The organism is Acidovorax sp. 22279, assembly GCF_052045435.1.
Lineage (GTDB): Bacteria > Pseudomonadota > Gammaproteobacteria > Burkholderiales > Burkholderiaceae_C > Acidovorax > Acidovorax delafieldii.
Genome location: NZ_JBQEOV010000002.1, coordinates 105,286 through 124,358, shown reverse-complemented (window position 1 = coordinate 124,358; position 19,073 = coordinate 105,286). Strand labels below are relative to the sequence as shown.

Here is a 19,073-nt window from a genome sequence, read left to right as displayed (position 1 = left end):
TTTTCATGTCTCTGTTCACCGCCGTCGAAATGGCCCCCCGCGACCCCATCCTGGGCCTCAACGAGCAATTCAACGCCGACACCAACCCCAACAAGGTCAACCTGGGCGTCGGCGTTTATTTCGACGACAACGGCAAGCTGCCCCTGCTGCAATGTGTGCAGGCCGCAGAAAAGACCATGATGTCCACCCCCACCGCCCGTGGCTACCTGCCCATCGACGGCATCGTGGCGTACGACAACGCCGTCAAGAGCCTGGTGTTCGGCGCTGAGAGCGAACCCGTGAAGTCTGGCCGCGTGGCCACCGTGCAGGCCATCGGCGGCACCGGCGGCCTCAAGATCGGTGCCGATTTCCTGAAGAAGGTCAGCCCCAACGCCAAGGTGCTGATCTCCGACCCCAGCTGGGAAAACCACCGCGCGCTGTTCACCAACGCCGGTTTTGAAGTCGATACCTACGCTTACTACGACGCTGAAAAGCGCGGCGTGAACTTTGAAGGCTTTCTCGCCAGCCTGAACGCTGCCGCCCCCGGCACCATCGTTGTGCTGCACGCCTGCTGCCACAACCCCACCGGCTACGACATCACCGCCGCCCAGTGGGACCAGGTCATCGCCGCCGTCAAGGCCAAGGGCCTGACACCTTTCCTGGACATGGCTTACCAGGGCTTCGGCCACGGCATCGCCGAAGACGGCGCCGTGATCGGCAAGTTTGTGGCCGCTGGCCTGAACTTCTTCGTCTCCACCTCGTTCTCCAAGAGCTTCAGCCTGTACGGCGAACGCGTGGGTGGCCTGTCGGTGCTGTGCGCCGACAAGGAAGAAGCCGGCCGCGTGCTGAGCCAGCTCAAGATCGTCATCCGCACCAACTACTCCAACCCACCCATCCACGGTGGCGCAGTGGTGGCCGCTGTGCTGAACAACCCTGAGCTGCGCGCGATGTGGGAACAAGAACTGGCCGAAATGCGCGTGCGCATCAAGGCCATGCGCCAGAAGCTGGTGGACGGCCTCAAGGCCGCTGGCGTGAAGCAGGACATGTCCTTCATCACCACCCAGATCGGCATGTTCAGCTACTCGGGCCTGTCCAAGGACCAGATGGTGCGCCTGCGCAACGAGTTCGGCGTGTACGGCACCGACACCGGCCGCATGTGCGTGGCCGCGCTCAACAGCAAGAACATCGACTACGTCTGCCAGGCCATTGCAAAGGTTGTCTGAGCACGATGAGGAAGTGGCGCTCGCGCGCCGCTTTGTGAGCGAAACGCTCCAGAACCCGCACAACGCGGCCCTTCTGGAGCGTTTGCCGTTTCTGGGTCTGCCCGATGCATGGCTGGTGGCGGGCTGCCTGTTTCAGACGGTGTGGAACCTGCGTTCAGGCCTGGAACCCACGGCGAACATCAAGGACTACGACCTGTTCTACTTCGACGGCAACGACTTGTCCGAATCGGCGGAGCAGCAGGTGCAAGCCCAAGTCACCGCCCTCTTCGCCGACCTGCCCATCACCGTGGAAGCCAAGAACCAGGCCCGAGTGCACCTCTGGTACGAGCGCTGGTTTGGTTACCCGTATGCGCCGCTGCAGTCCGCCCGCAACGGGATCGAGCGTTTTCTGGTGCCCTGCACCTGCGTGGGCCTGCAACCTGCCATCACCCCCGGCGTTGCTCAGCCCACGCTGTACGCGCCGTACGGACTGGAAGAGCTGTACGCAGGACTTCTCAAACCCAACCCCGCCTGCCCGCACCTGCCGTTGTTTGAGGCCAAGGCGCAAAGCTATCGCGAACGCTGGCCGTGGCTGACGATCCAGGCCGCAGGTCGCGCGGCGACCTGAAGACCGCCCCACCGCTGCGACGCGGCGATTTCAGGCGTTTTTGGCCTCAAGTGCTAGATGTACATGCACCAATAGCTATCAAAAAAGAAGCATTCAATCCGCTTCAGAAAGCATCCATCAGCCCCACAGCACCGACCGCATCGAGATCGATGCCGACTGATAGCCCGTGTTGAAAAAGCGGGGCATCTCGCTGGGCAGCACGGCTCCCGCTGCGTAAAGCAGCGGCAGGTAGTGCTCGTGCGTGGGATGCGCCTGCTGGGCCACGGCGCCCAGCTTCTGAAAGTCCTGCAAGGCGCCCAGCTGGCCCTTCTTGATTTGCTCCTGCACCACGGTGTCGAACTCCGTGGCCCAGTCGTAGGCTTCGTTGGCAGCCGAGCCACGGCGGGATGCGCGCAGGTTGTGCACGATGTTGCCGCTGCCCACAATGAGCACACCCCGCTCGCGCAGGGCCTTGAGTTGCTGGCCCAGTGCATAGTGCTCGGCCGGGGCGCGGCTGTAGTCCATGCTGAGCTGCATCACCGGAATGCGCGCCTGGGGAAACATGGGCTTGAGCACCGACCAGGTGCCGTGGTCCAGCCCCCACTCGCCCTCGTCCACACCCAGCGCAGCGCCCGTGGCCGGGGATTTCAGCTCCTTGGCCAGGCTGCGCGCCACCGCCGGGGCGCCCGGCACGGGGTACTGCTGGTCGAACAGCGCCTGCGGGAAGCCGCCAAAGTCGTGAATAGTTTTGGGGTTGGCCATGCCAGTGAGCTGCCAGCCACCACGCGTGAGCCAGTGGGCCGACACACACAGGATGAGCTGCGGCTGCACGGCGCGCGCCATCAGCTCCGCGCCCATGGCCTGCCAGCTGCGGCGCCAGGCGTTGTCCTCGATGGCGTTCATGGGGCTGCCGTGGCCCACAAACAGCACGGGCATGCGGGGCGAGGGCTTGAGCGCCTGCAATGCAGATGCCGTGGCGGCGCTGCTCAGGGACGTAGTCATGAAAGCTCCCGGAAAGGCGGCCAGGCCCGTGAGGGCGGCCAAAGAGGTTCTGCGTTGCATGGGTCAGGGAGCGTAACAAATTATGTATAACGCAGGGAGTGAGCCCGCGCACGCCCCTGAAGTTCCGGCGCCGCGCCTTCCTTTCAAAACCACAACACCGAGACAAGCCCCACCCATGACAAACGCCCTGCCCCAGCCTCTGCGCAATGTCCGCGTCCTGAGCCTCGCGCTGAACCTGCCCGGCCCTGCCGCCCTGATGCGCTGTGCACGCATGGGCGCCGAGTGCACCAAGCTCGAACCGCCCCCGCCCCCCGGCTACCCCAGTGCCGACCCCATGGGCATCTACAGCCCTGCGGCCTATGCCACGCTGCACCAGGGCGTGCGCGTGGTGCATGCCCACCTCAAGACGACCGAAGGCCAGGCCACGCTGCATGCAGAGCTGGCAAGCACCGATGTGCTGATCACCTCGTTCCGTCCGTCGGCCCTGGCCAAGCTGGGCCTCTCCTGGGAGGCGCTTCAATCAAAATATCCACGCCTCTCGCTGGTACGCATCGTGGGCGCGGCGGCCGAGCGGGCCGAAGAGCCCGGCCACGACCTCACCTACCTGGCCGACGCAGGCCTGGTGACCGGCACCGAGATGCCCCCCACCCTGTACGCCGACATGGGTGGCGCCCTGATGGCCAGCGAAGCCGTGCTGCAGGCCCTGCTGGAGCGCGCCCACACCGGCAACGGCGTGTGCATCGAAGTCGCCCTGGCCGACGCCGCCGCCTGGCTGGCCCAGCCGCGCGACTGGGGCCTGACCACCCCCGAGGGCGACGTGGGGGGCAACCACGCAGGCTACCGCATCTACCCCTGCGCCGACGGCCGCGTGGCCGTGGCCGCGTTGGAACCCCACTTCGCCGCCAGCCTGTGTGCTGCCGCAGGCTTGCCCGCCACGGGCGACCCGCAGGTGCTGCGCGCCCCCGCCACCCACGCGGCCGTGGCGGCGTTCTTGCACACACAGACCCGCGCGCAGCTTGATGCTTTGGCGGTGGCGCAAGACATTCCTTTGCACACCCTGGCCTGAAAGCACTTCCTGACCGATGCAGAAACAAGGCACCGTCGTCCGCTGGGACGCCAGCCGCGCCTTCGGTTTTATCCGCAGCCCTGACACGTCCGCCGATGTGTTCTTTCATGTGCGGGACTACCGGGGTACCACCCCGCCCCGCGAAGGGCTCGCCGTGGTGTACGAGGAGATTCATGTCGGCGGAAAAGGGCCCCGGGCCATGGCAGTGTTGCCCACTGCACACGCGGGTGGCGCGTTCCAGCCCCGCAGCACGGCACCGACGCCGCCTCCCCCTGCGCACCCCACGCGGCGCGCGCCGGTGCAACGGGCGGGGCAAACTCAAGCCCCCAGGCGCAGGCGCCCTGTGGCGGCCATCGAACCGACCACTCCCACCGGCTCGGCGCTGATACGGCTACTCATGCTCGGCTGGGCGGGGCTGCTGGCCTGGGGCCTCTGGGCAGGCCGGCTGCCGTGGTGGGTGCTGGGCGCGGCGGTCGCCGTCAACCTCCTGACCTTTCTGGTCTACGCCATCGACAAAAGCGCCGCGCAAAACGGCCGGTGGCGCACCAAGGAAAGCCACCTGCACCTGCTGAGCCTTGCAGGCGGCTGGCCCGGCGCATGGTGGGCCCAGCAGTGGCTGCGGCACAAATCCCGCAAGGCGGAGTTTCGCGCGGTGTATTGGGCGACGGTGGTGCTACATTGCGCGGCGCTGGGGGCCTGGCTGGGCGGATGGCTGGGCTAGCAGATGCGGTCAAAAACTTACAAATTGATAGCAACCAACCCATAAAGCACTAGCGCATCAAGCGCTTTTGGCACATATTCTTGTGACCCAGCCCCCTGCAACGCAAAGCGGGCTGACGCACGGATGGCCCGCTGGCCTACACAGCGCGCCGGGAGGCCCGGTTTCAATCCCAAAGGTCTGAAACACTTCGGGAGATGCCCATGAAACCCCTCGTCCTTGATTCCACCATGACCACCATGGGCGGCGTTTTCTACCCCACCGGCCAGGTGTTTGCGCTGTTCCCCGACGAGGACTGCGCGCGCCAGGCCGCACTCGCATTGCAGGCAGCAGGCCATCAGGGCGATGTCGCCTACGCCAGCCCCGAAGTCATCCTGCAAGAAATTGTGCACACCCTGGGCACTGCAGATGCGCCGCTGCCATCTGTGGGCGCCGAAGGCGACATGGTGCGGCGCATTGCCGACCTGGCGGGCTCCGGCCACCACGGCATTCTGATCGCAGTGAACGACAAAGACGACACCGACACGCTGGTGGCAGCCATTGCCCCCGAAGGCGCGGTCACGGCGTTCTATTACCGCACCTTCATCATCGAAGACCTGATCTCGCAGCCCGCAGACGATGGCCCGCAGTCCGTGCTGGTGGGCACCCACGCTGCGGCGCCGTAAACACCGGCTTCTGCCAGGCCGGGCAACACCTGGGCGGAGCCAGCGATGGCCCGCCGCGCGCAGGTTCAGGTGCGGGTGCGCATCGGCATGGCGGCCATTCCCCGCAGGCACAAGGGGTTGCCAAACTTTGCATGCGCTGGCAAGTTGATCTCTATATAGTGGGTCGGAAGCACCGCACCGCCGAATCAGCCACGCGTTCCAGGACAACACTGGACCGCAGGCATTGATGGAGCATGCGGACACACTGATGAGGGCGCACCGGATGGGGCCACCAGGCATCACTGGCGCAAGCAGCTTGGTACGAGGCGAGGGACCCATCCATGGATGTATTGCAGCCGGTCGAGCGAAGGCCTGTGCCGTTGACGTTGCGGGTGACCTGGCCTTTCATCACCATGGTGTTGCTGCTGGCGGTGTGCGCCACGGCCAGCCTGCATGTCTTGTCCTCGGTGCGTGCCTTCGTCGCTGGCGAAAGCCTATGGACCAAAGGCCAGAAGGACGCCATCTATTTTCTGAACCAGTACGCCATCACCGGCTCCCCCCAGGCCTTTGAAGGGTTCACCCGCGCCATGGAGATCCCGCTGGGCGACCGGGCGGCCCGGCTGGCCCTGGAGCCAGGCCAGGTGCAGACGGATGTGGCGCGCGACGGCTTTCTGCGCGGTGGCAACCACCCCGATGACATTGACGGCCTGATCTGGCTGCTGCGCTACTTTGACGGCTTTGATCTGGTGAAGAAGCCGGTAGACCAATGGCTGGTGGGCGACGAGTACATCCGTGCGCTGCGCGAGCTGTCGCACGAGATCCACCAGCGCAACACCGCCGGCACGGCGGACGCCCCCACGCGCGAACGGTGGCAGAACACCATCCGCGAGATCAACGCGGGCGTGACCCCGGCGGCCCGGAACTTCAGCGAGGCCCTGGGCGAAAGTTCGCGCCACATCGTGCTCCTGCTGATGTGGACCAACATGGGCATGGCCCTGGTGCTGATCCTTCTGACCCTGTGGCACACGCACAAGTTGCTGGCCCAGCGCCAGAACGCGGAGCGCGCCCTGGAGGTCGAGCGGGAACAGGCTCGCACCACGCTGGCCGCCATTGGCGATGCCGTGTTGACGACCAACATCCACGGCGAGGTCACCTACATGAATCCAGCCGCAGAAACCTTGCTGGCCCGCCCAGCCGCCCAGGCCACCGGGCAACCTCTGGCGCAGTTGCTGGTCTTCGAAGGTGATGCACCACCCCTGTCGGCCGAGGCCCTGGTGCAGACGCTGCTGCGCAGCGATGGTGCCGCCAAGGGCAACATCCACCGCACCCTGGTGCGACCGGACCAGAGCATCGTTCCGGTGAGGCTGGTGGGCTCTCCCATCCGGCACCGGGGTGTGCTGACCGGGGCGGTGCTGGCGCTGCACGACATCACGCGCGAGCAGCACTATGTAGAGCAGCTCTCGTGGCAGGCCAGCCATGATGCGCTGACGGGCCTGGTGAACCGCCGCGAGTTCGAGCACCGGCTTGAAGCCCTGCTCAGCCACCCGCGCCAGCCGGGCCGCGAGGGCTCGCTGCTCTACGTGGACATGGACCAGTTCAAGCTCATCAACGACACCTGCGGCCACCAGGCCGGCGACGAGATGCTGCGGGAGGTCTGTCGCATGCTGCAAAGCCACCTGCGCGAAGGGGACACGCTGGCACGGCTGGGCGGCGACGAATTCGGCATCCTGCTCAAGGACTGCCCCGTTGGCCCCTCGGCGCGTATTGCAGAGCAATTGCGCCAGGCTGGCCAGGACCTGCGCCTGGCGTGGGAAGGCCAGCAGCTCAGCACGGGCCTCTCCATCGGCATGGTGCAGCTCATCCCAGCGCTCACCTCCATCCAGGAGGCCATGCGCGTGGCCGACATGGCCTGCTACCGTGCCAAGGAAGGTGGGCGCAACAGGGTGTTCATCTACCAGCCCGAAGACATCGAGATGACCCGGCGCGAAGGCGACATGGACTGGGTGCGGCGCCTGCGCCTGGCGCTGGAGCACAACCGTTTCCAGGTGTACGCGCAGACCATCCGCGCGCTGCAAGGCACCGGTGATGAAGGCCTGCACATGGAGGTGCTGCTGCGCCTGCGCGAGGAGGAAAACGGCCAGCTGGTGGCGCCTGGCACCTTCATCCCGGCCGCCGAGCACTACGGGATGATGCCGTCCATCGACCGCTGGGTGATCCGCCACACACTGCAGGCGCTGGCGCAGCACCAGCGCACCCCGGGCGCCCAGCCGCTGCACACCTGCGCCATCAACCTCTCGGGCACCAGCCTGGGGGATGACAGCCTGCTCAAGTACATCCGTACCACGCTCACCGAATCCGGCCTGGACCCCGCGCTGCTGTGCTTCGAGATCACCGAGACCAGTGCGATATCGCACCTGCCCAACGCGGTGCGCCTGATGAAGGAGCTGCAGCAACTGGGCTGCCGGTTCGCGCTCGATGACTTTGGCGCGGGGATGTCGTCCTTCACCTACCTCAAGCACCTGCCGGTGAACTACCTCAAGATCGACGGCGCTTTCGTGAAAGACCTTCTGCAAGACCCCACCAACCGTGCCATGGTGGAAATGATCCACCGCATCGGCCATGTGATGGGCAAGCAGACGATTGCCGAGTTCGCCGAGTCCGACGCCACCGTTGATGCGTTGCGACTCATCGGCGTGAACTACGCCCAAGGCTATGCGGTGGCAAAGCCCGTGCCGCTGTCGGAATGTCTGGCAAGGGACTACACCACCGCCTGACCACCGCGCGGGCCTGACGCGCCTGAGTCCCGCCACCCCACCGATGCCGTTGGCGCGGCATGCCAGCGCCCCGTTTCAGCCTGCAGATGCAATGGGCAGATGGACGCCCTGCCCGCCACGCCACGCCACGCCACGCCACGCCACGCAAGCAAGCAAGCAAGCAAGCAGCGGACTATCGCGCTTTCTTGAACGGTTTGCCGCCAGCAGCCGGCTTGGCCGCGCCCCCGGTCACGCGCGGTGGCAGGCCCGTGTGCTGGGTCAGGATGCGCCCCTTGGTGGGCTGCTGCACCGTGCGCGACGCCGGTGCCACGGCGGGCTTGGCCCCCGTCGGGGTCGAGTTCTTGCGCCGCGCGCTCTGGTAACCACCGTCGGTGAGCGGCTGGAAGGTCGGGATCAGGTGGTGCTTGCCGTTGCCGATCAGGTCCGCCCGGCCCATGGCCTTGAGCGCATCGCGCAGCAGCGGCCAGTTGTTCGGGTCGTGGTAGCGCAGGAAGGCCTTGTGCAGACGGCGGCGCTTTTCGCCGCGCACGATGTCCACAGACTCTTCATCCACATCGCGCATTTCGCGGCGCACGCGGGTCAGCGTGTTGCGGCCCGAGTGGTACATGGCCGTAGCCGTGGCCATGGGGCTGGGGTAGAAGGTCTGCACCTGGTCGGCGCGGAAGCCGTTCTTCTTCAGCCAGATGGCGAGGTTCATCATGTCCTCGTCGCTGGTGCCCGGGTGTGCGGCGATGAAGTACGGGATCAGGAACTGCTTCTTGCCCGCCTCTTCGCTGAACTTCTCGAACATCTGCTTGAACTTGTCATAGCTGCCGATGCCCGGCTTCATCATCTTGGTGAGCGGCCCCTGCTCGGTGTGCTCGGGCGCGATCTTCAGATACCCGCCCACGTGGTGCTGCACCAGCTCCTTCACGTATTCAGGGCTCTTCACAGCCAGGTCGTAACGCAGGCCTGAGCCGATCAGGATCTTCTTGATGCCCTTGAGTGCACGGCCACGGCGGTAGATCTTGATCAGCGGACCGTGGTCGGTCGTGAGGTTCTGGCAGATGCCGGGGTACACGCAGCTGGGCTTGCGGCAGGCGGCCTCGATCTCGGGCGAGCGACAGCCCAGGCGGTACATGTTGGCCGTGGGGCCGCCCAGGTCGGAGATGGTGCCGGTGAAGCCCTTGACCTTGTCGCGGATGTCCTCGATCTCCTGGATGATCGAATCTTCCGATCGGCTCTGGATGATGCGGCCCTCGTGCTCGGTGATGGAGCAAAAGGTGCAGCCGCCAAAGCAACCACGCATGATGTTGATGGAGAACCGGATCATCTCCCACGCGGGGATCTTGGTCGCGCCGTCATGGCTGCCGTTTTCGTCGGCGTAGCTGGGGTGCGGGCCACGCGCGTAAGGCAGGTCGAACACGTAGTCCATCTCGGCCGTGGTCAGCGGGATGGGGGGCGGGTTGATCCACACGTCACGCGCCGTCACACCCTCGCCATGGGCCTGCACCAGTGCGCGCGCATTGCCAGGGTTGGTCTCCAGATGCAGCACACGGTTGGCGTGGGCGTAGAGTACGGGGTCGCTTTTGACCTGCTCGTAGCTGGGCAGGCGGATCACGGTCTTCTCGCGCGGAGGGACCTTGAGCTTGACCTTGAGCGCGGGGTTGGCAACGAACTGGATCGGCTGGATGGCGGGATTGGGGCTATTTTGGTCGGTAGCGCTAGTGATATCTGCGGCAATCGCTACAGAATCAGTAGCACTTTCATCGTCTTTGCTGCAGGTACTGCCTTGCGCGGCGGCCTGCTCGCTGGTGGTCATGTAAGGGTTGATGTGCGCTTCCACACGACCGGGCTCATCCACGGTGGTGGAGTCGATCTCGAACCAACCTTTGCCGCTTTCATCGTCGGGACGGCGCACAAAGGCCGTGCCGCGCACGTCGGTGATTTTCTCGACCGGCTCGCGCGCAGCAATGCGGTGGGCCACCTCGACCAGCGCACGCTCGGCATTGCCGTACAGCAGCAGGTCGCACTTGCTATCCACCACGATGGAGCGGCGCACCTTGTCGCTCCAGTAGTCGTAGTGGGCGATGCGGCGCAGGCTGCCTTCGATGCCGCCCAGGATGATGGGCACGTCTTTGTAAGCCTCACGGCAGCGCTGGCTGTAGACGATGGCGGCGCGGTCGGGGCGCTTGCCGCCCACGTCGCCGGGGGTGTAGGCGTCATCGCTACGGATCTTCCGGTCGGCGGTGTACCGGTTGATCATCGAATCCATGTTGCCCGCCGTCACGCCCCAGAACAGGTTGGGCTTGCCCAGCACCTTGAAGGGCTCGGCGCTCTGCCAGTCAGGCTGGGCGATGATCCCCACGCGAAAGCCCTGGGCTTCCAGCGTGCGGCCGATCACGGCCATGCCGAAGCTGGGGTGGTCCACATACGCGTCGCCCGTCACCAGGATGATGTCGCAGCTGTCCCAGCCCAGTTTCTCCATCTCGGCGCGGCTCATTGGCAGGAACGGGGCCGTGCCAAAGCGCTTGGCCCAGTACGGACGGTAGCTGGTCAAGGGCTTTGCGGCGCGCGCAAAAAAGGAGACGTCAACGGGGGCGTTCATGCAAAGGGGGTCGCGGCCGCCCCCGGTGCGATGGGGGCCTTTGGAGGGCGCGTCTGTGGTGGATAACCTGTGATTTTACGTTGGCAGACGGTTTTTGTCCCCTTGGTAGCCCTTGCCCCTCACCGGTACAGGTTTGATGACCATCAAGCATATACTTGCCTTTGTCAATTAATTAACTGACAAAGGCATTCATGAGCAACGTTGCCCCCGCCCCTTCCGCCCCCCTCCCCGTTTCCCCGAGCGCGGTGAAGGCCGTGCGCCGCTTCAACCGCTTCATCACCCGCCGCATTGGCGTGCTGGACCCATACCTGGGCAGCAAGCTGTCATTGACCGATGTGCGCGTGTTGTATGAACTGGCCCACCGCGAGGCACCCGTGGCCAGCGAACTCGCACGGGAGCTCGGCCTGGACGGTGGGTACATGAGCCGGATACTGCGGCGTTTTGAGCAGTCAGGGTGGATAGAACGCCACGCCAGCACCAAGGACGCGCGACAAAGCCTGGTCACGCTCACCACTGCCGGGCGCGAGGTGTTCGAGCCGCTGCAGCAGCGTTCGCGCGACGAAGCTGCAGCACTGCTGGCCCCCTTGCCCCCGGCTCGGCGCCAGGAGGTCGTGGAGGCCATGGAACGGATCGAAACCCTGCTGTCCTCCCCCTCCAACGCGGCGGATGGCACCCGAATCGCCGTCCTGCGCGACCCTTTGCCCGGCGACATGGGCTGGGTAGTGCAGCAGCATGGCGAGATCTATGGGCGCGAGTACGGCTGGGACAACCGTTTTGAGGCCTTGGTGGCAGACATCGCAGCGCAGTTCTTGCGCAAGTTCCAGCCCGCATGGGAGAAAGCCTGGATCGCCGAGCTGGACGGCGAGCGCGTGGGCTCGGTGTTTGTGGTGCGCAAATCGGCCACCACGGCGCAGCTGCGCATGCTCATCCTCAGCCCCAAAGCCAGGGGCCTCGGCCTGGGCGCCCGCCTCACCGACGAATGCATTGCCTTTGCGCGTGCAAAAGGTTACAAAAAGATGGTTCTATGGACCAACAGCTGTCTCACGGCTGCGCGTGGCATCTACGGTCAGCGCGGTTTTCGGCTGGTCAAGACCGAGCCCTATGAAGGCTTTGGTCAGCAATTGGTGGGAGAGACCTGGGAGCTGAAGCTTTGAAATGAGGCAACACGACCCGCTGCCCGGCCAACAGCGCCCAACGCGGGGCCACGGAGTATCTCGATGACTTTGTCCGATTCGCTTTTGATTCGCCCGGTCACGGCCGGCGATGACCTCGCACGCCTGACCGCCCTCATCCACTGCGCCTACGCACCCCATGCGCTGCGGGGTCTGCGCTATTGGGGCACCCACCAGTCTATGGAAGATACGGCGAAGCGGTTTGCTTCAGGCACGGGGTTGGTGATGCTGGACGGCGAAGACTATGTGGGCACTGTCACGCTGCGACCGCCTCAACCGGAATCCTCAGTGCCGCTGTACCGCGACCCTTCGGTGTGGTCTTTGTGCCAGTTCTGCATCACCCCTGACGCCAAAGGCCAGGGTTACGGCAAACAGCTGCACGCCTATGCCCAGGACTATGCCCGCCGAGCGGGCGCCCTGGTGATGGCGCTGGACACTGCGCAACCCGCCACGGCCTTGATAGCGATGTATGAATCCTGGGGTTACCGGGTGGTCGGCGAGTGCGACTGGCGCCCTTTGACCAACTACACCAGCGTGCTCATGGCACGCGACCTGGGCGCAGCAGACGGTTGCATGGGCAACACCGGCTGAAGGGACGCTGCGTGGCTTGTCACGTCACGCAGTACGCCGTATCACCACTCACCGATTTCCCGCACGCGCTGAGCCAGGTCCGGCATCTCGTCGTCGTGCTCTTCCATTGCGTTTGGCATCGCGCTGGTCGATGCCACCGTGCTGGCACCCGATGCCTGGGATACCGAGGGAGAGATGAAACGGCCAAACAGATGGCCGGCGAGGGAAGTAGGCAAAGGTGCAGAGAGCGAAGTGGCAAACATGGCGGTTCCTTTTCTGATGGCCCGAGTGCTTTCAAATGCGTAGCAACAGCGTAGGCCACAGCAACAAGTTCGCAGTGTAGGAACGCACGCCTATGGCATGTGTGACAGAACGCACATTCCCAACGCGATTTGTGCCGATCCACACCCTTCAGGGTCCGGTCTGTGACTTCCGTCACACACGGCCATATGCCGGCACCCAAAGCGCTCGCCTTACACTCGCTGCCCCATGCCCCAGACTCTGGCTGCCCCGGCGCACAGCGAACTCATCATCAAGAAAAGCCGCTTCATCGGCTGCGTGCAGCCCATGGCCGACCGCGCCAGCGCGCAGGCGGCAGTGGATGCGCTGTGGAAGCAGCACCCTGGCGCAGCCCATATCTGCTGGGCGCTACTGGCGGGCGGACAGTCGGCTGCGGTAGACGACGGAGAGCCCGGCGGCACCGCCGGCCGCCCTATGCTGGACGTCTTGCGCCACCAGGACCTGGAAGGCGTGCTGGCCACGGTGGTGCGCTATTTTGGCGGGGTCAAGCTGGGCGCGGGCGGCCTAGTGCGCGCCTACACCGACACCATTGCCCAGGCGCTGCTCACCGCCCCCAAGGTCACGCTGCAGCGCATGACCACCTTGCAATGCCAGGTGCCCTATGCCCTGGAGGGCTTGCTGCGCCGAGAAATCGAGGCGGCAGGTGCCGAACTGGTGGACGTTCAGCATGGCACCCTGGTCACCTTGCAACTGCGCCTGCCCCAAACACAAGCGGCGCCCTTTGTGCAACGCATCAACGACCATGGGCAAGGCCGCGTGGGCTGGTCGGATGTCGAAGCCTGACCCCGGGCTACGCCTTCATACAAAGGGTTGGGAAGCGCCCCCCACAGCGCCCTCGTAAAACGGCGTGCATGCCTACAGCGGTGGGGCCGTTCACGCTACACACTCCGGCTTTTCCGACTCCGAAAGAGCCCCATGCCCCAACCGCTCGACACCATCATCATCGGCGCCGGCACGGCGGGCCTGGCCGCCTTGCGCGAAGTGCGCAAGCGCACAGACCGCTACCTCATCGTGAACGAAGGCCCCTGGGGCACCACCTGCGCCCGCGTGGGCTGCATGCCGTCCAAAGCGCTGATCGAGACGGCCAACGCCTTCCACCGCCGCCACACCTTTGAAGCATTTGGCCTTCGGGGCGCCAGTGCATTGACCGCCGACCTGCCCTCCGTGCTGCAACGCGTGCGCGCACTGCGCGACGACTTCGTGGCAGGCGCCCTCAAAGCCACAAACGAACTGGACAGCAACCAGGTGTCAGGGCGCGCCACGCTGCTGGGGCCGCGTTTGGTGGACATTGATGGCACGGCTTACGCCACGCGCAGCATCATCATCGCCACGGGATCACGCCCCCGTGTGCCCGAGGCATGGCTGGCGTTTGGCGACCGCATGCTCACCACCGACACCTTGTTCGAACAACCAACCATAGGCCCCCGCATTGCGGTGATCGGCATGGGACCGATCGGGGTGGAGCTGTCGCAAGCCCTGGCGCGGCTGGGCTTGCAGGTGGCGGCGTTCACCACCGGTCACACGCTGGCCGGGCTGAGCGATCCCACGCTCAATGCCGAGCTGGCCGCTCTGCTGAAACAAGACATGGTCCTGCACATGGGCGCCGAGGCGCAGTTGCGCGAGGTGCCCGGAGGCATCGAGGTGGCAAGTGGCGCCAACCGCGTGGTGGTGGACCAGGTCATCGCCGCGATGGGCCGGGTGCCCAACATCGAACACCTGGGCCTCGAGACGCTGGGCGTGCCGCTGGATGCGCGCGGCTTGCCCACCGTAGACCCGCAAACCCAACAGATTGGCGACCTGCCGGTGTTTTTGGCGGGCGACGCCAACACCCACACCCCATTGCTGCACGAGGCGGCCGATGAGGGCCACATTGCTGGCCTGAACGCCCTGGCCCCCACGCCCACGCGATTTCGGCGCCGCACGTTGCTCTCCATCGTGTTCGCCGACCCCAACGTGGCGGTGGTGGGGCCACGCGTGGCCGATATAGACCCGCACAGCACCATCACCGGCACCGCCAGCTACGCAAACCAGGGCCGTGCCCGCACCGCACAGCGCAACCAGGGGCGCCTGTGCGTTTATGCCGACCACACGAGTGGTCGCCTGCTGGGTGCCGAGTTGTGTGCCCCCGATGGCGAGCACCTCGCCCACCTGCTGGCCCTGGCCGTGCAGCAGCAGCTGACCGTGCATGATCTTTTGGGCATACCGTTCTACCACCCCACGCTGGAAGAAGGCCTGCGCACCGCCTTGCGCGACGCAGCCCGCCAGCTGCCACACACCCACGCCTCCGACCTGGCCGCCTGCCCAGCCCTTGGGGTGCCCGCGCTGGACTAGGTGGAGCACTACAGAGCAGGTCCACCACCGCTGAACATGTAACAACGCTCAAGCCGCGTTCTGCCGCGCCGATAACCCACCATTGCCCCGAGGAGTCACCATGGACGTCGCCCTGACCAACAGCATCGTCAACACCGCTACCAACCTGGCCAGCGCCAAGACGTCGGACGCCTTGAACATGGTGGTACTGAAAAAGGCGCTGGATATGCAGGCGGTATCGGCCGCCACCATGATCGACGCCATGCAGCAGTCCATGCCCCAACCCCAGCTGGCCACCAGCGGCGCGCTGGGCACCAACGTCAACACCTTCGCCTGAGAAGCTGAGCCCCTCCCGTCTGGGCACCTCAGCGCAAACGCGCAGGCGACAGCCCTTCCACCCCCACGCCCTCGCGCACCAGCTCGTCGGCCAGCGGCTCGCCCCGCAACAGTTGCCGCGCCAGCAACGAGGCGCCCGCCGCGCTCTGAATCCCGTATCCGCCCTGCCCGGCCAGCCAGAAGAAGCCGGGCACGTGGTTGTCCCAGCCGATCACCATGTCGCCATCCGACACGAAGGAGCGCAGCCCGGCCCAGGTGTGCGACGGCCGGCGGATCTGGAAGCGGGTCATTTCCTCGATGTGATAAATCCCGGTGGCCACGTCGAGCTCTTCCGGCACCACATCGTGCGGATGTGTAGGGTCGGCATTGGCCGGTGAGCCCAGTAGTTGCCCCGCGTCGGGCTTGAAGTAAAAGCTCTCGTCGATGCCAATCACGGCTGGCCAGTGGGCGGCATCCATGCCCTCGGGCACCGGGAAGGTGAATGCCGTGCGGCGGCGCGGCTCCAGCCCGATGGGTGGCACACCGGCCAGGCCCGCCACCACATCGGCCCAGGCGCCCGCAGCATTGACGATGGTGGGGGCAGCAAACACCCGCCCATCGGCCAGCGTCACTTGCCATACATCACCCTCGCGGCGCACAGCCATGACCTCGGCGTTCGTCAGCACCTGGCCGCCGCGCTGGCGCAGGCCGCGCAGGTAGCCCTGGTGCAGGGCGTTCACATCAATGTCGGCCGCCTCGGGCTCGCTCATGCCGGCTGCCACAGCCTCGGGTTTGAGGCAGGGCAGCATCGCCAGCAGCTCAGCCTTGTCCACCCATTGCACATTGGGCGAGGTGGCGTGCGCTTCGTCGTAGGTCTGCTTCAGCAGGTCCAGCTGGTCCGGCCCGGCCACATAGACCACGCCCCGGGGCGAGAGGATGGGGTCAGCGCCAAACTCCGCCGGCGGCGCGTCGTAAAACGCGCGGCTTGCCCGGGTCAGCGCCTGGATGTTGGGCGTGCCATAGGTCGCCATGTAGAGCGCGGCCGAGCGGCCGGTGGTGTGATAGCCGGGCTGCGATTCGCGCTCCAGCAGCAGCACGCTGGCGCTCTGCCCTGCGGCGCCGGGCTGCACCAGTTGCCAGGCCACGGAGGCCCCGGCAATGCCTGCGCCGATGACGATGGTGTCTACGGTTTGCATCTGCTCCTCCTGCTCAAACGGCCGACACCTGTGCGGCCGATGCCGCACGGTCGTCGCGCGGCAGGCTGCGGGCGTCGCGGGGGTCGGGTGCCACGGTCACGATGGAGGTCAGCGCGGGTTCGGCATTGGTTTGCATCAGCTTGGCGATGTCGGGCCGGGGCCGTGCCAGCCCTGCAATGCCCTTGAACGCCTGCTCCAGCGCATGCCCCACGCCCAGCGTATGGCGGTCGGCACGGAAGCGGCCCACGATCTGCAGGCCAAACGGCATCCCGGCGTCGTCCAGCCCACAGGGCAGGCTCAGCGCAGGGTGGGTGGTGAGCGTGGTCACATAAGTCAACGCCAGCCATCGGTAGTAGTTGGCCTGCGGCTCGCCGTTGATATGGCTGGCAAACAGCTCGGTCCACGCAAACGGCGACACCGGCGTGGTGGGCGCCAGGATCACGTCGTACTCTTCGTACAGCTTTTGGAACCGCGCCAGGATGCGTGTCTGCTCGGCCTGCGCCCAGGCGCTGTCGAGCAGCGTCATGGCGGCGCCCATTTCGTAGTTGGCGCGGGTGTTGGGGCCCAGGCTGGCGGGGTCGCGCTCGTAGGCCTCGCGCGTGCTGGCCACAAAGGCCTCGGCGCGCAGCACGTCAAAGCAGCGGTGCACATCGCCCAGGTCGATGTCGATGGCGTCGCAACGCGCAAACAGGTGCTTCATGGCCTGTACCTTGCGGCGGAACACGGCGCGGATGCCGTTGTCCACAGCGCAGGCACCAAAGTCCTCGGTATAAGCCACGCGCAGGCGGCTCAGGTCCACGGCTTCGGGCAGAAGGAAGCTCATCGGGTCCAGCGGGTAGCTCAGCGGGTCGCCCGCCGACATGCCCGCCGATGCCGCCAACTGCAGACAGGCCTCTTCCACCGTGCGGCCCATGGGGCCGACCACCGAAATCGGCGTCCAGCCCAGCAGCTTGCGCGAGCTGGGCACCACGCCGGGCGAGGGCCTGAAGCCCACTACGCCGCAGATGGACGCCGGAATGCGCAGCGACCCGCCCGTGTCCGAGCCCGTGCACACCGGCAACATGTCGCACGCCAGCGCAGCGGCCGAGCCGCCCGACGAGCCCCCGGCGTTCAGGTTGGGGTTGAAGGGGTTGCCCGTGGCGCCCCACACGGTGTTGCGCGAATTGGCGCCTGCGCCCATTTCGGGGATGTTGGTCTTGCCCGTGACGATGGCGCCCGCCGCGCGCAGGCGTGCCACCAGCACGTTGTCCTCGGCCGGAATGTGCTCACGGTAGATCTGTGATCCATAGGTGGTCAGCAAGCCCGCCGTGGCCTCCAGGTCCTTCACGCCCACGGGCAGGCCATGCAGCAGGCCCAGCGGCTCGCCGCGCAGCACCGCCTGCTCGGCCGCCTTGGCCTCAGTGCGGGCGCGGTCGTAGCAGGTGGCGGTGACGGCATTCACATGCGGGTTCACCGCCTCGATGCGGGCGATGCAGGCGTCGAGCAGCTCCACCGGCGAAATCTCGCGCGTGCCGATGCGATGGCGCAGTTCGTTGGCGGTCAGCTCAACCAAGGCTTGGGGGTTTGTGGTGGTCATCTCAGGCTTGTCTCCTTGTTCTGGTCCCACGGGTTCAGTCTGCGGTGATAGCGGCACGCTGTGCAATGGCGCGCATCAGCGGCAGCTCCTTGTCGATCAGCTCGGCCAACACCTTGGACGAAGCATAGGACGGCTCGAACCCCGCCGCGATCATCTTGTCACGCGTTTCGGGGTCCGACACCACCTGGGCCAGCGCCAGCTCCAGGCGTGACTTCACGGCCGGTGGCAGGCCACGCGGCGCCACCATGGCCAGCCAGGTGTCCATCTCCAGGCCGGGGTAGCCACTCTCGGCCAGCGTGGGCACCTTGGGCAGCAGGGCCGAGCGTTTGCCGGATGTCACCGCAATGGCCTTGATCTTGCCGTCCTTGAGCTGCGGCAGCGCGGCCGACACGGTATCCACCGTGAACGGGATCTGCCCGCCGAGCAGGTCGGTCATCGCAGGCGCACTGCCCTTGTACGGCACATGCTGGATCTTGAGACCCGCCGCGTGGAAGAACATCTCGCCTGCAAACTGCGAGGTGGTGCCCGTGCCGAACGAGCCATACGAATACTTGTCGGGCGCCGCCTTCACAAGGGCCACGAACTGCTTCAGGTCGCTGGCCGGCACATCCTTGTTGGCCAGCAGAATCAACCCCGTGCGGCCCGTGATGCCAATGGGCTCAAAGCTCTTGACCGGGTCGTACGGAAGCTTGGCGCGCACGGCGGGGTTGACGGTGAAGGTGGTGCCCGAGCTCATGAGCAGCGTGTAGCCATCCGGCGCCGCCCGCGCCACCGACGTCGCACCGATCACCGTGCCCGCCCCCGCGCGGTTGTCGATCACCACGCTCTGGCCCAACTTGTCACCCAGCTTTTTGCCAATCAGCCGCCCCAGCACATCGGTGGCGCCACCGGGCGGGAACGGAATCACCAGCGTGATCGGCTTGGTAGGGAATGCAGCGTCCTGCGCCATGGCCGGAGTCCACGCAGTGGCCCCCAGGGCGGCACAGAGGACGGCAGACAACAGCAGTTGCTTGCGGTTCATGGCGTGGCTCCAGATAAAAAAGTGAAAAGAAAAA

The 19,073-nt window shown here is 65.8% G+C and carries 17 protein-coding genes; 11 read left to right on the top strand and 6 right to left on the bottom strand.

The features are described from left to right. The first annotated feature begins 5 nt into the window (after nucleotides 1–5). Complete coding sequence (locus ACTJKQ_RS03380; protein ID WP_440595997.1) at nucleotides 6–1,202, top strand: amino acid aminotransferase; 1,197 nt, start codon at nucleotides 6–8, stop codon at nucleotides 1,200–1,202. After that, on the top strand, nucleotides 1,195–1,809 hold the full coding sequence (locus ACTJKQ_RS03375) for a nucleotidyltransferase family protein (protein WP_440595996.1): 615 nt from the start codon (nucleotides 1,195–1,197) through the stop codon (nucleotides 1,807–1,809). Before ACTJKQ_RS03380 ends, ACTJKQ_RS03375 begins: the two co-directional genes overlap by 8 nt. Before the next feature lie 117 nt (nucleotides 1,810–1,926). On the opposite strand, the gene ygiD is transcribed toward ACTJKQ_RS03375, so the two are convergent. Beyond that, entirely contained in the window at nucleotides 1,927–2,832 is a 906-nt protein-coding gene (gene ygiD / locus ACTJKQ_RS03370; protein ID WP_440596155.1) for a 4,5-DOPA dioxygenase extradiol, read from the bottom strand. Between the two features lie 133 nt (nucleotides 2,833–2,965). Between ygiD and ACTJKQ_RS03365 the strand changes: the two genes are divergently transcribed. The 4 genes from ACTJKQ_RS03365 (at nucleotide 2,966) to ACTJKQ_RS03350 (ending at nucleotide 7,992) form a co-directional block, all read left to right on the top strand. Next, the gene (locus ACTJKQ_RS03365; RefSeq protein ID WP_440595995.1) at nucleotides 2,966–3,856 is read left to right on the top strand and encodes a CoA transferase; all 891 of its coding nucleotides are present in this window, start codon (nucleotides 2,966–2,968) and stop codon (nucleotides 3,854–3,856) included. Nucleotides 3,857–3,872: 16 nt separating this feature from the next. Then, nucleotides 3,873–4,577 carry a DUF1294 domain-containing protein gene (locus ACTJKQ_RS03360; RefSeq protein ID WP_440595994.1) on the top strand — a complete coding sequence of 235 codons (705 nt, stop codon included), beginning with the start codon at nucleotides 3,873–3,875 and terminating at the stop codon, nucleotides 4,575–4,577. A gap of 200 nt (nucleotides 4,578–4,777) precedes the next feature. Then, on the top strand, nucleotides 4,778–5,239 hold the full coding sequence (locus tag ACTJKQ_RS03355) for a hypothetical protein (protein WP_056065035.1): 462 nt from the start codon (nucleotides 4,778–4,780) through the stop codon (nucleotides 5,237–5,239). A gap of 320 nt (nucleotides 5,240–5,559) precedes the next feature. Beyond that, nucleotides 5,560–7,992, top strand: a complete 2,433-nt coding sequence (locus ACTJKQ_RS03350; RefSeq protein WP_440595993.1) for an EAL domain-containing protein — start codon at nucleotides 5,560–5,562, stop codon at nucleotides 7,990–7,992. Nucleotides 7,993–8,164: 172 nt separating this feature from the next. On the opposite strand, the gene ACTJKQ_RS03345 is transcribed toward ACTJKQ_RS03350, so the two are convergent. After that, on the bottom strand, nucleotides 8,165–10,579 hold the full coding sequence (locus ACTJKQ_RS03345) for a YgiQ family radical SAM protein (RefSeq protein WP_440595992.1): 2,415 nt from the start codon (nucleotides 10,577–10,579) through the stop codon (nucleotides 8,165–8,167). Between the two features lie 191 nt (nucleotides 10,580–10,770). Between ACTJKQ_RS03345 and ACTJKQ_RS03340 the strand changes: the two genes are divergently transcribed. Continuing rightward, the gene (locus ACTJKQ_RS03340; RefSeq protein ID WP_440595991.1) at nucleotides 10,771–11,733 is read left to right on the top strand and encodes a bifunctional helix-turn-helix transcriptional regulator/GNAT family N-acetyltransferase; all 963 of its coding nucleotides are present in this window, start codon (nucleotides 10,771–10,773) and stop codon (nucleotides 11,731–11,733) included. 63 nt (nucleotides 11,734–11,796) lie between these two features. Next, on the top strand, nucleotides 11,797–12,342 hold the full coding sequence (locus ACTJKQ_RS03335) for a GNAT family N-acetyltransferase (RefSeq protein ID WP_440595990.1): 546 nt from the start codon (nucleotides 11,797–11,799) through the stop codon (nucleotides 12,340–12,342). 41 nt (nucleotides 12,343–12,383) lie between these two features. Here the strand turns inward: ACTJKQ_RS03335 and ACTJKQ_RS03330 are convergent, their stop codons facing one another. Next, a complete protein-coding gene (locus ACTJKQ_RS03330) occupies nucleotides 12,384–12,584 on the bottom strand; it encodes a hypothetical protein (protein WP_440595989.1) in 201 nt (66 codons plus the stop codon). A 226-nt stretch (nucleotides 12,585–12,810) separates the two neighbouring features. On the opposite strand from ACTJKQ_RS03330, the gene ACTJKQ_RS03325 reads away from it, so the two are divergent. The 3 genes from ACTJKQ_RS03325 (at nucleotide 12,811) to ACTJKQ_RS03315 (ending at nucleotide 15,268) form a co-directional block, all read left to right on the top strand. Beyond that, nucleotides 12,811–13,404 (top strand): IMPACT family protein, encoded by a 594-nt coding sequence (locus ACTJKQ_RS03325; protein WP_015013968.1) that lies wholly within the window; start codon nucleotides 12,811–12,813, stop codon nucleotides 13,402–13,404. 132 nt (nucleotides 13,405–13,536) lie between these two features. Continuing rightward, complete coding sequence (locus ACTJKQ_RS03320) at nucleotides 13,537–14,952, top strand: dihydrolipoyl dehydrogenase (RefSeq protein ID WP_440595988.1); 1,416 nt, start codon at nucleotides 13,537–13,539, stop codon at nucleotides 14,950–14,952. A 100-nt stretch (nucleotides 14,953–15,052) separates the two neighbouring features. Further along, nucleotides 15,053–15,268, top strand: a complete 216-nt coding sequence (locus ACTJKQ_RS03315) for a putative motility protein (protein ID WP_108497152.1) — start codon at nucleotides 15,053–15,055, stop codon at nucleotides 15,266–15,268. Between the two features lie 28 nt (nucleotides 15,269–15,296). Here ACTJKQ_RS03315 and ACTJKQ_RS03310 read toward each other — a convergent pair whose 3' ends face one another. From ACTJKQ_RS03310 to ACTJKQ_RS03300, 3 genes are read right to left on the bottom strand one after another with little or no spacing between them, the layout of a single operon-like run. Continuing rightward, nucleotides 15,297–16,442: an NAD(P)/FAD-dependent oxidoreductase gene (locus ACTJKQ_RS03310; protein WP_440595987.1), complete on the bottom strand. Its 1,146-nt coding sequence runs from the start codon at nucleotides 16,440–16,442 to the stop codon at nucleotides 15,297–15,299. A 13-nt stretch (nucleotides 16,443–16,455) separates the two neighbouring features. Next, nucleotides 16,456–18,018 carry an amidase gene (locus tag ACTJKQ_RS03305; protein ID WP_440595986.1) on the bottom strand — a complete coding sequence of 521 codons (1,563 nt, stop codon included), beginning with the start codon at nucleotides 18,016–18,018 and terminating at the stop codon, nucleotides 16,456–16,458. A 34-nt stretch (nucleotides 18,019–18,052) separates the two neighbouring features. Next, entirely contained in the window at nucleotides 18,053–19,039 is a 987-nt protein-coding gene (locus ACTJKQ_RS03300) for a Bug family tripartite tricarboxylate transporter substrate binding protein (protein WP_440595985.1), read from the bottom strand. Nucleotides 19,040–19,073 lie beyond the last annotated feature (34 nt).

What these genes read in the sequence shown, in the direction of transcription:
- ACTJKQ_RS03380 (WP_440595997.1), top strand. Translation starts at nt 6, where the DNA reads ATGTCTCTGTTCACCGCCGTCGAAATGGCCCCCCGCGACCCCATCCTG.
- ACTJKQ_RS03365 (WP_440595995.1), top strand. Translation starts at nt 2,966, where the DNA reads ATGACAAACGCCCTGCCCCAGCCTCTGCGCAATGTCCGCGTCCTGAGC.
- ACTJKQ_RS03360 (WP_440595994.1), top strand. Translation starts at nt 3,873, where the DNA reads ATGCAGAAACAAGGCACCGTCGTCCGCTGGGACGCCAGCCGCGCCTTC.
- ACTJKQ_RS03355 (WP_056065035.1), top strand. Translation starts at nt 4,778, where the DNA reads ATGAAACCCCTCGTCCTTGATTCCACCATGACCACCATGGGCGGCGTT.
- ACTJKQ_RS03350 (WP_440595993.1), top strand. Translation starts at nt 5,560, where the DNA reads ATGGATGTATTGCAGCCGGTCGAGCGAAGGCCTGTGCCGTTGACGTTG.
- ACTJKQ_RS03345 (WP_440595992.1), bottom strand. Translation starts at nt 10,579, where the DNA reads ATGAACGCCCCCGTTGACGTCTCCTTTTTTGCGCGCGCCGCAAAGCCC.
- ACTJKQ_RS03340 (WP_440595991.1), top strand. Translation starts at nt 10,771, where the DNA reads ATGAGCAACGTTGCCCCCGCCCCTTCCGCCCCCCTCCCCGTTTCCCCG.
- ACTJKQ_RS03335 (WP_440595990.1), top strand. Translation starts at nt 11,797, where the DNA reads ATGACTTTGTCCGATTCGCTTTTGATTCGCCCGGTCACGGCCGGCGAT.
- ACTJKQ_RS03330 (WP_440595989.1), bottom strand. Translation starts at nt 12,584, where the DNA reads ATGTTTGCCACTTCGCTCTCTGCACCTTTGCCTACTTCCCTCGCCGGC.
- ACTJKQ_RS03325 (WP_015013968.1), top strand. Translation starts at nt 12,811, where the DNA reads ATGCCCCAGACTCTGGCTGCCCCGGCGCACAGCGAACTCATCATCAAG.
- ACTJKQ_RS03320 (WP_440595988.1), top strand. Translation starts at nt 13,537, where the DNA reads ATGCCCCAACCGCTCGACACCATCATCATCGGCGCCGGCACGGCGGGC.
- ACTJKQ_RS03315 (WP_108497152.1), top strand. Translation starts at nt 15,053, where the DNA reads ATGGACGTCGCCCTGACCAACAGCATCGTCAACACCGCTACCAACCTG.
- ACTJKQ_RS03310 (WP_440595987.1), bottom strand. Translation starts at nt 16,442, where the DNA reads ATGCAAACCGTAGACACCATCGTCATCGGCGCAGGCATTGCCGGGGCC.
- ACTJKQ_RS03305 (WP_440595986.1), bottom strand. Translation starts at nt 18,018, where the DNA reads ATGACCACCACAAACCCCCAAGCCTTGGTTGAGCTGACCGCCAACGAA.
- ACTJKQ_RS03300 (WP_440595985.1), bottom strand. Translation starts at nt 19,039, where the DNA reads ATGAACCGCAAGCAACTGCTGTTGTCTGCCGTCCTCTGTGCCGCCCTG.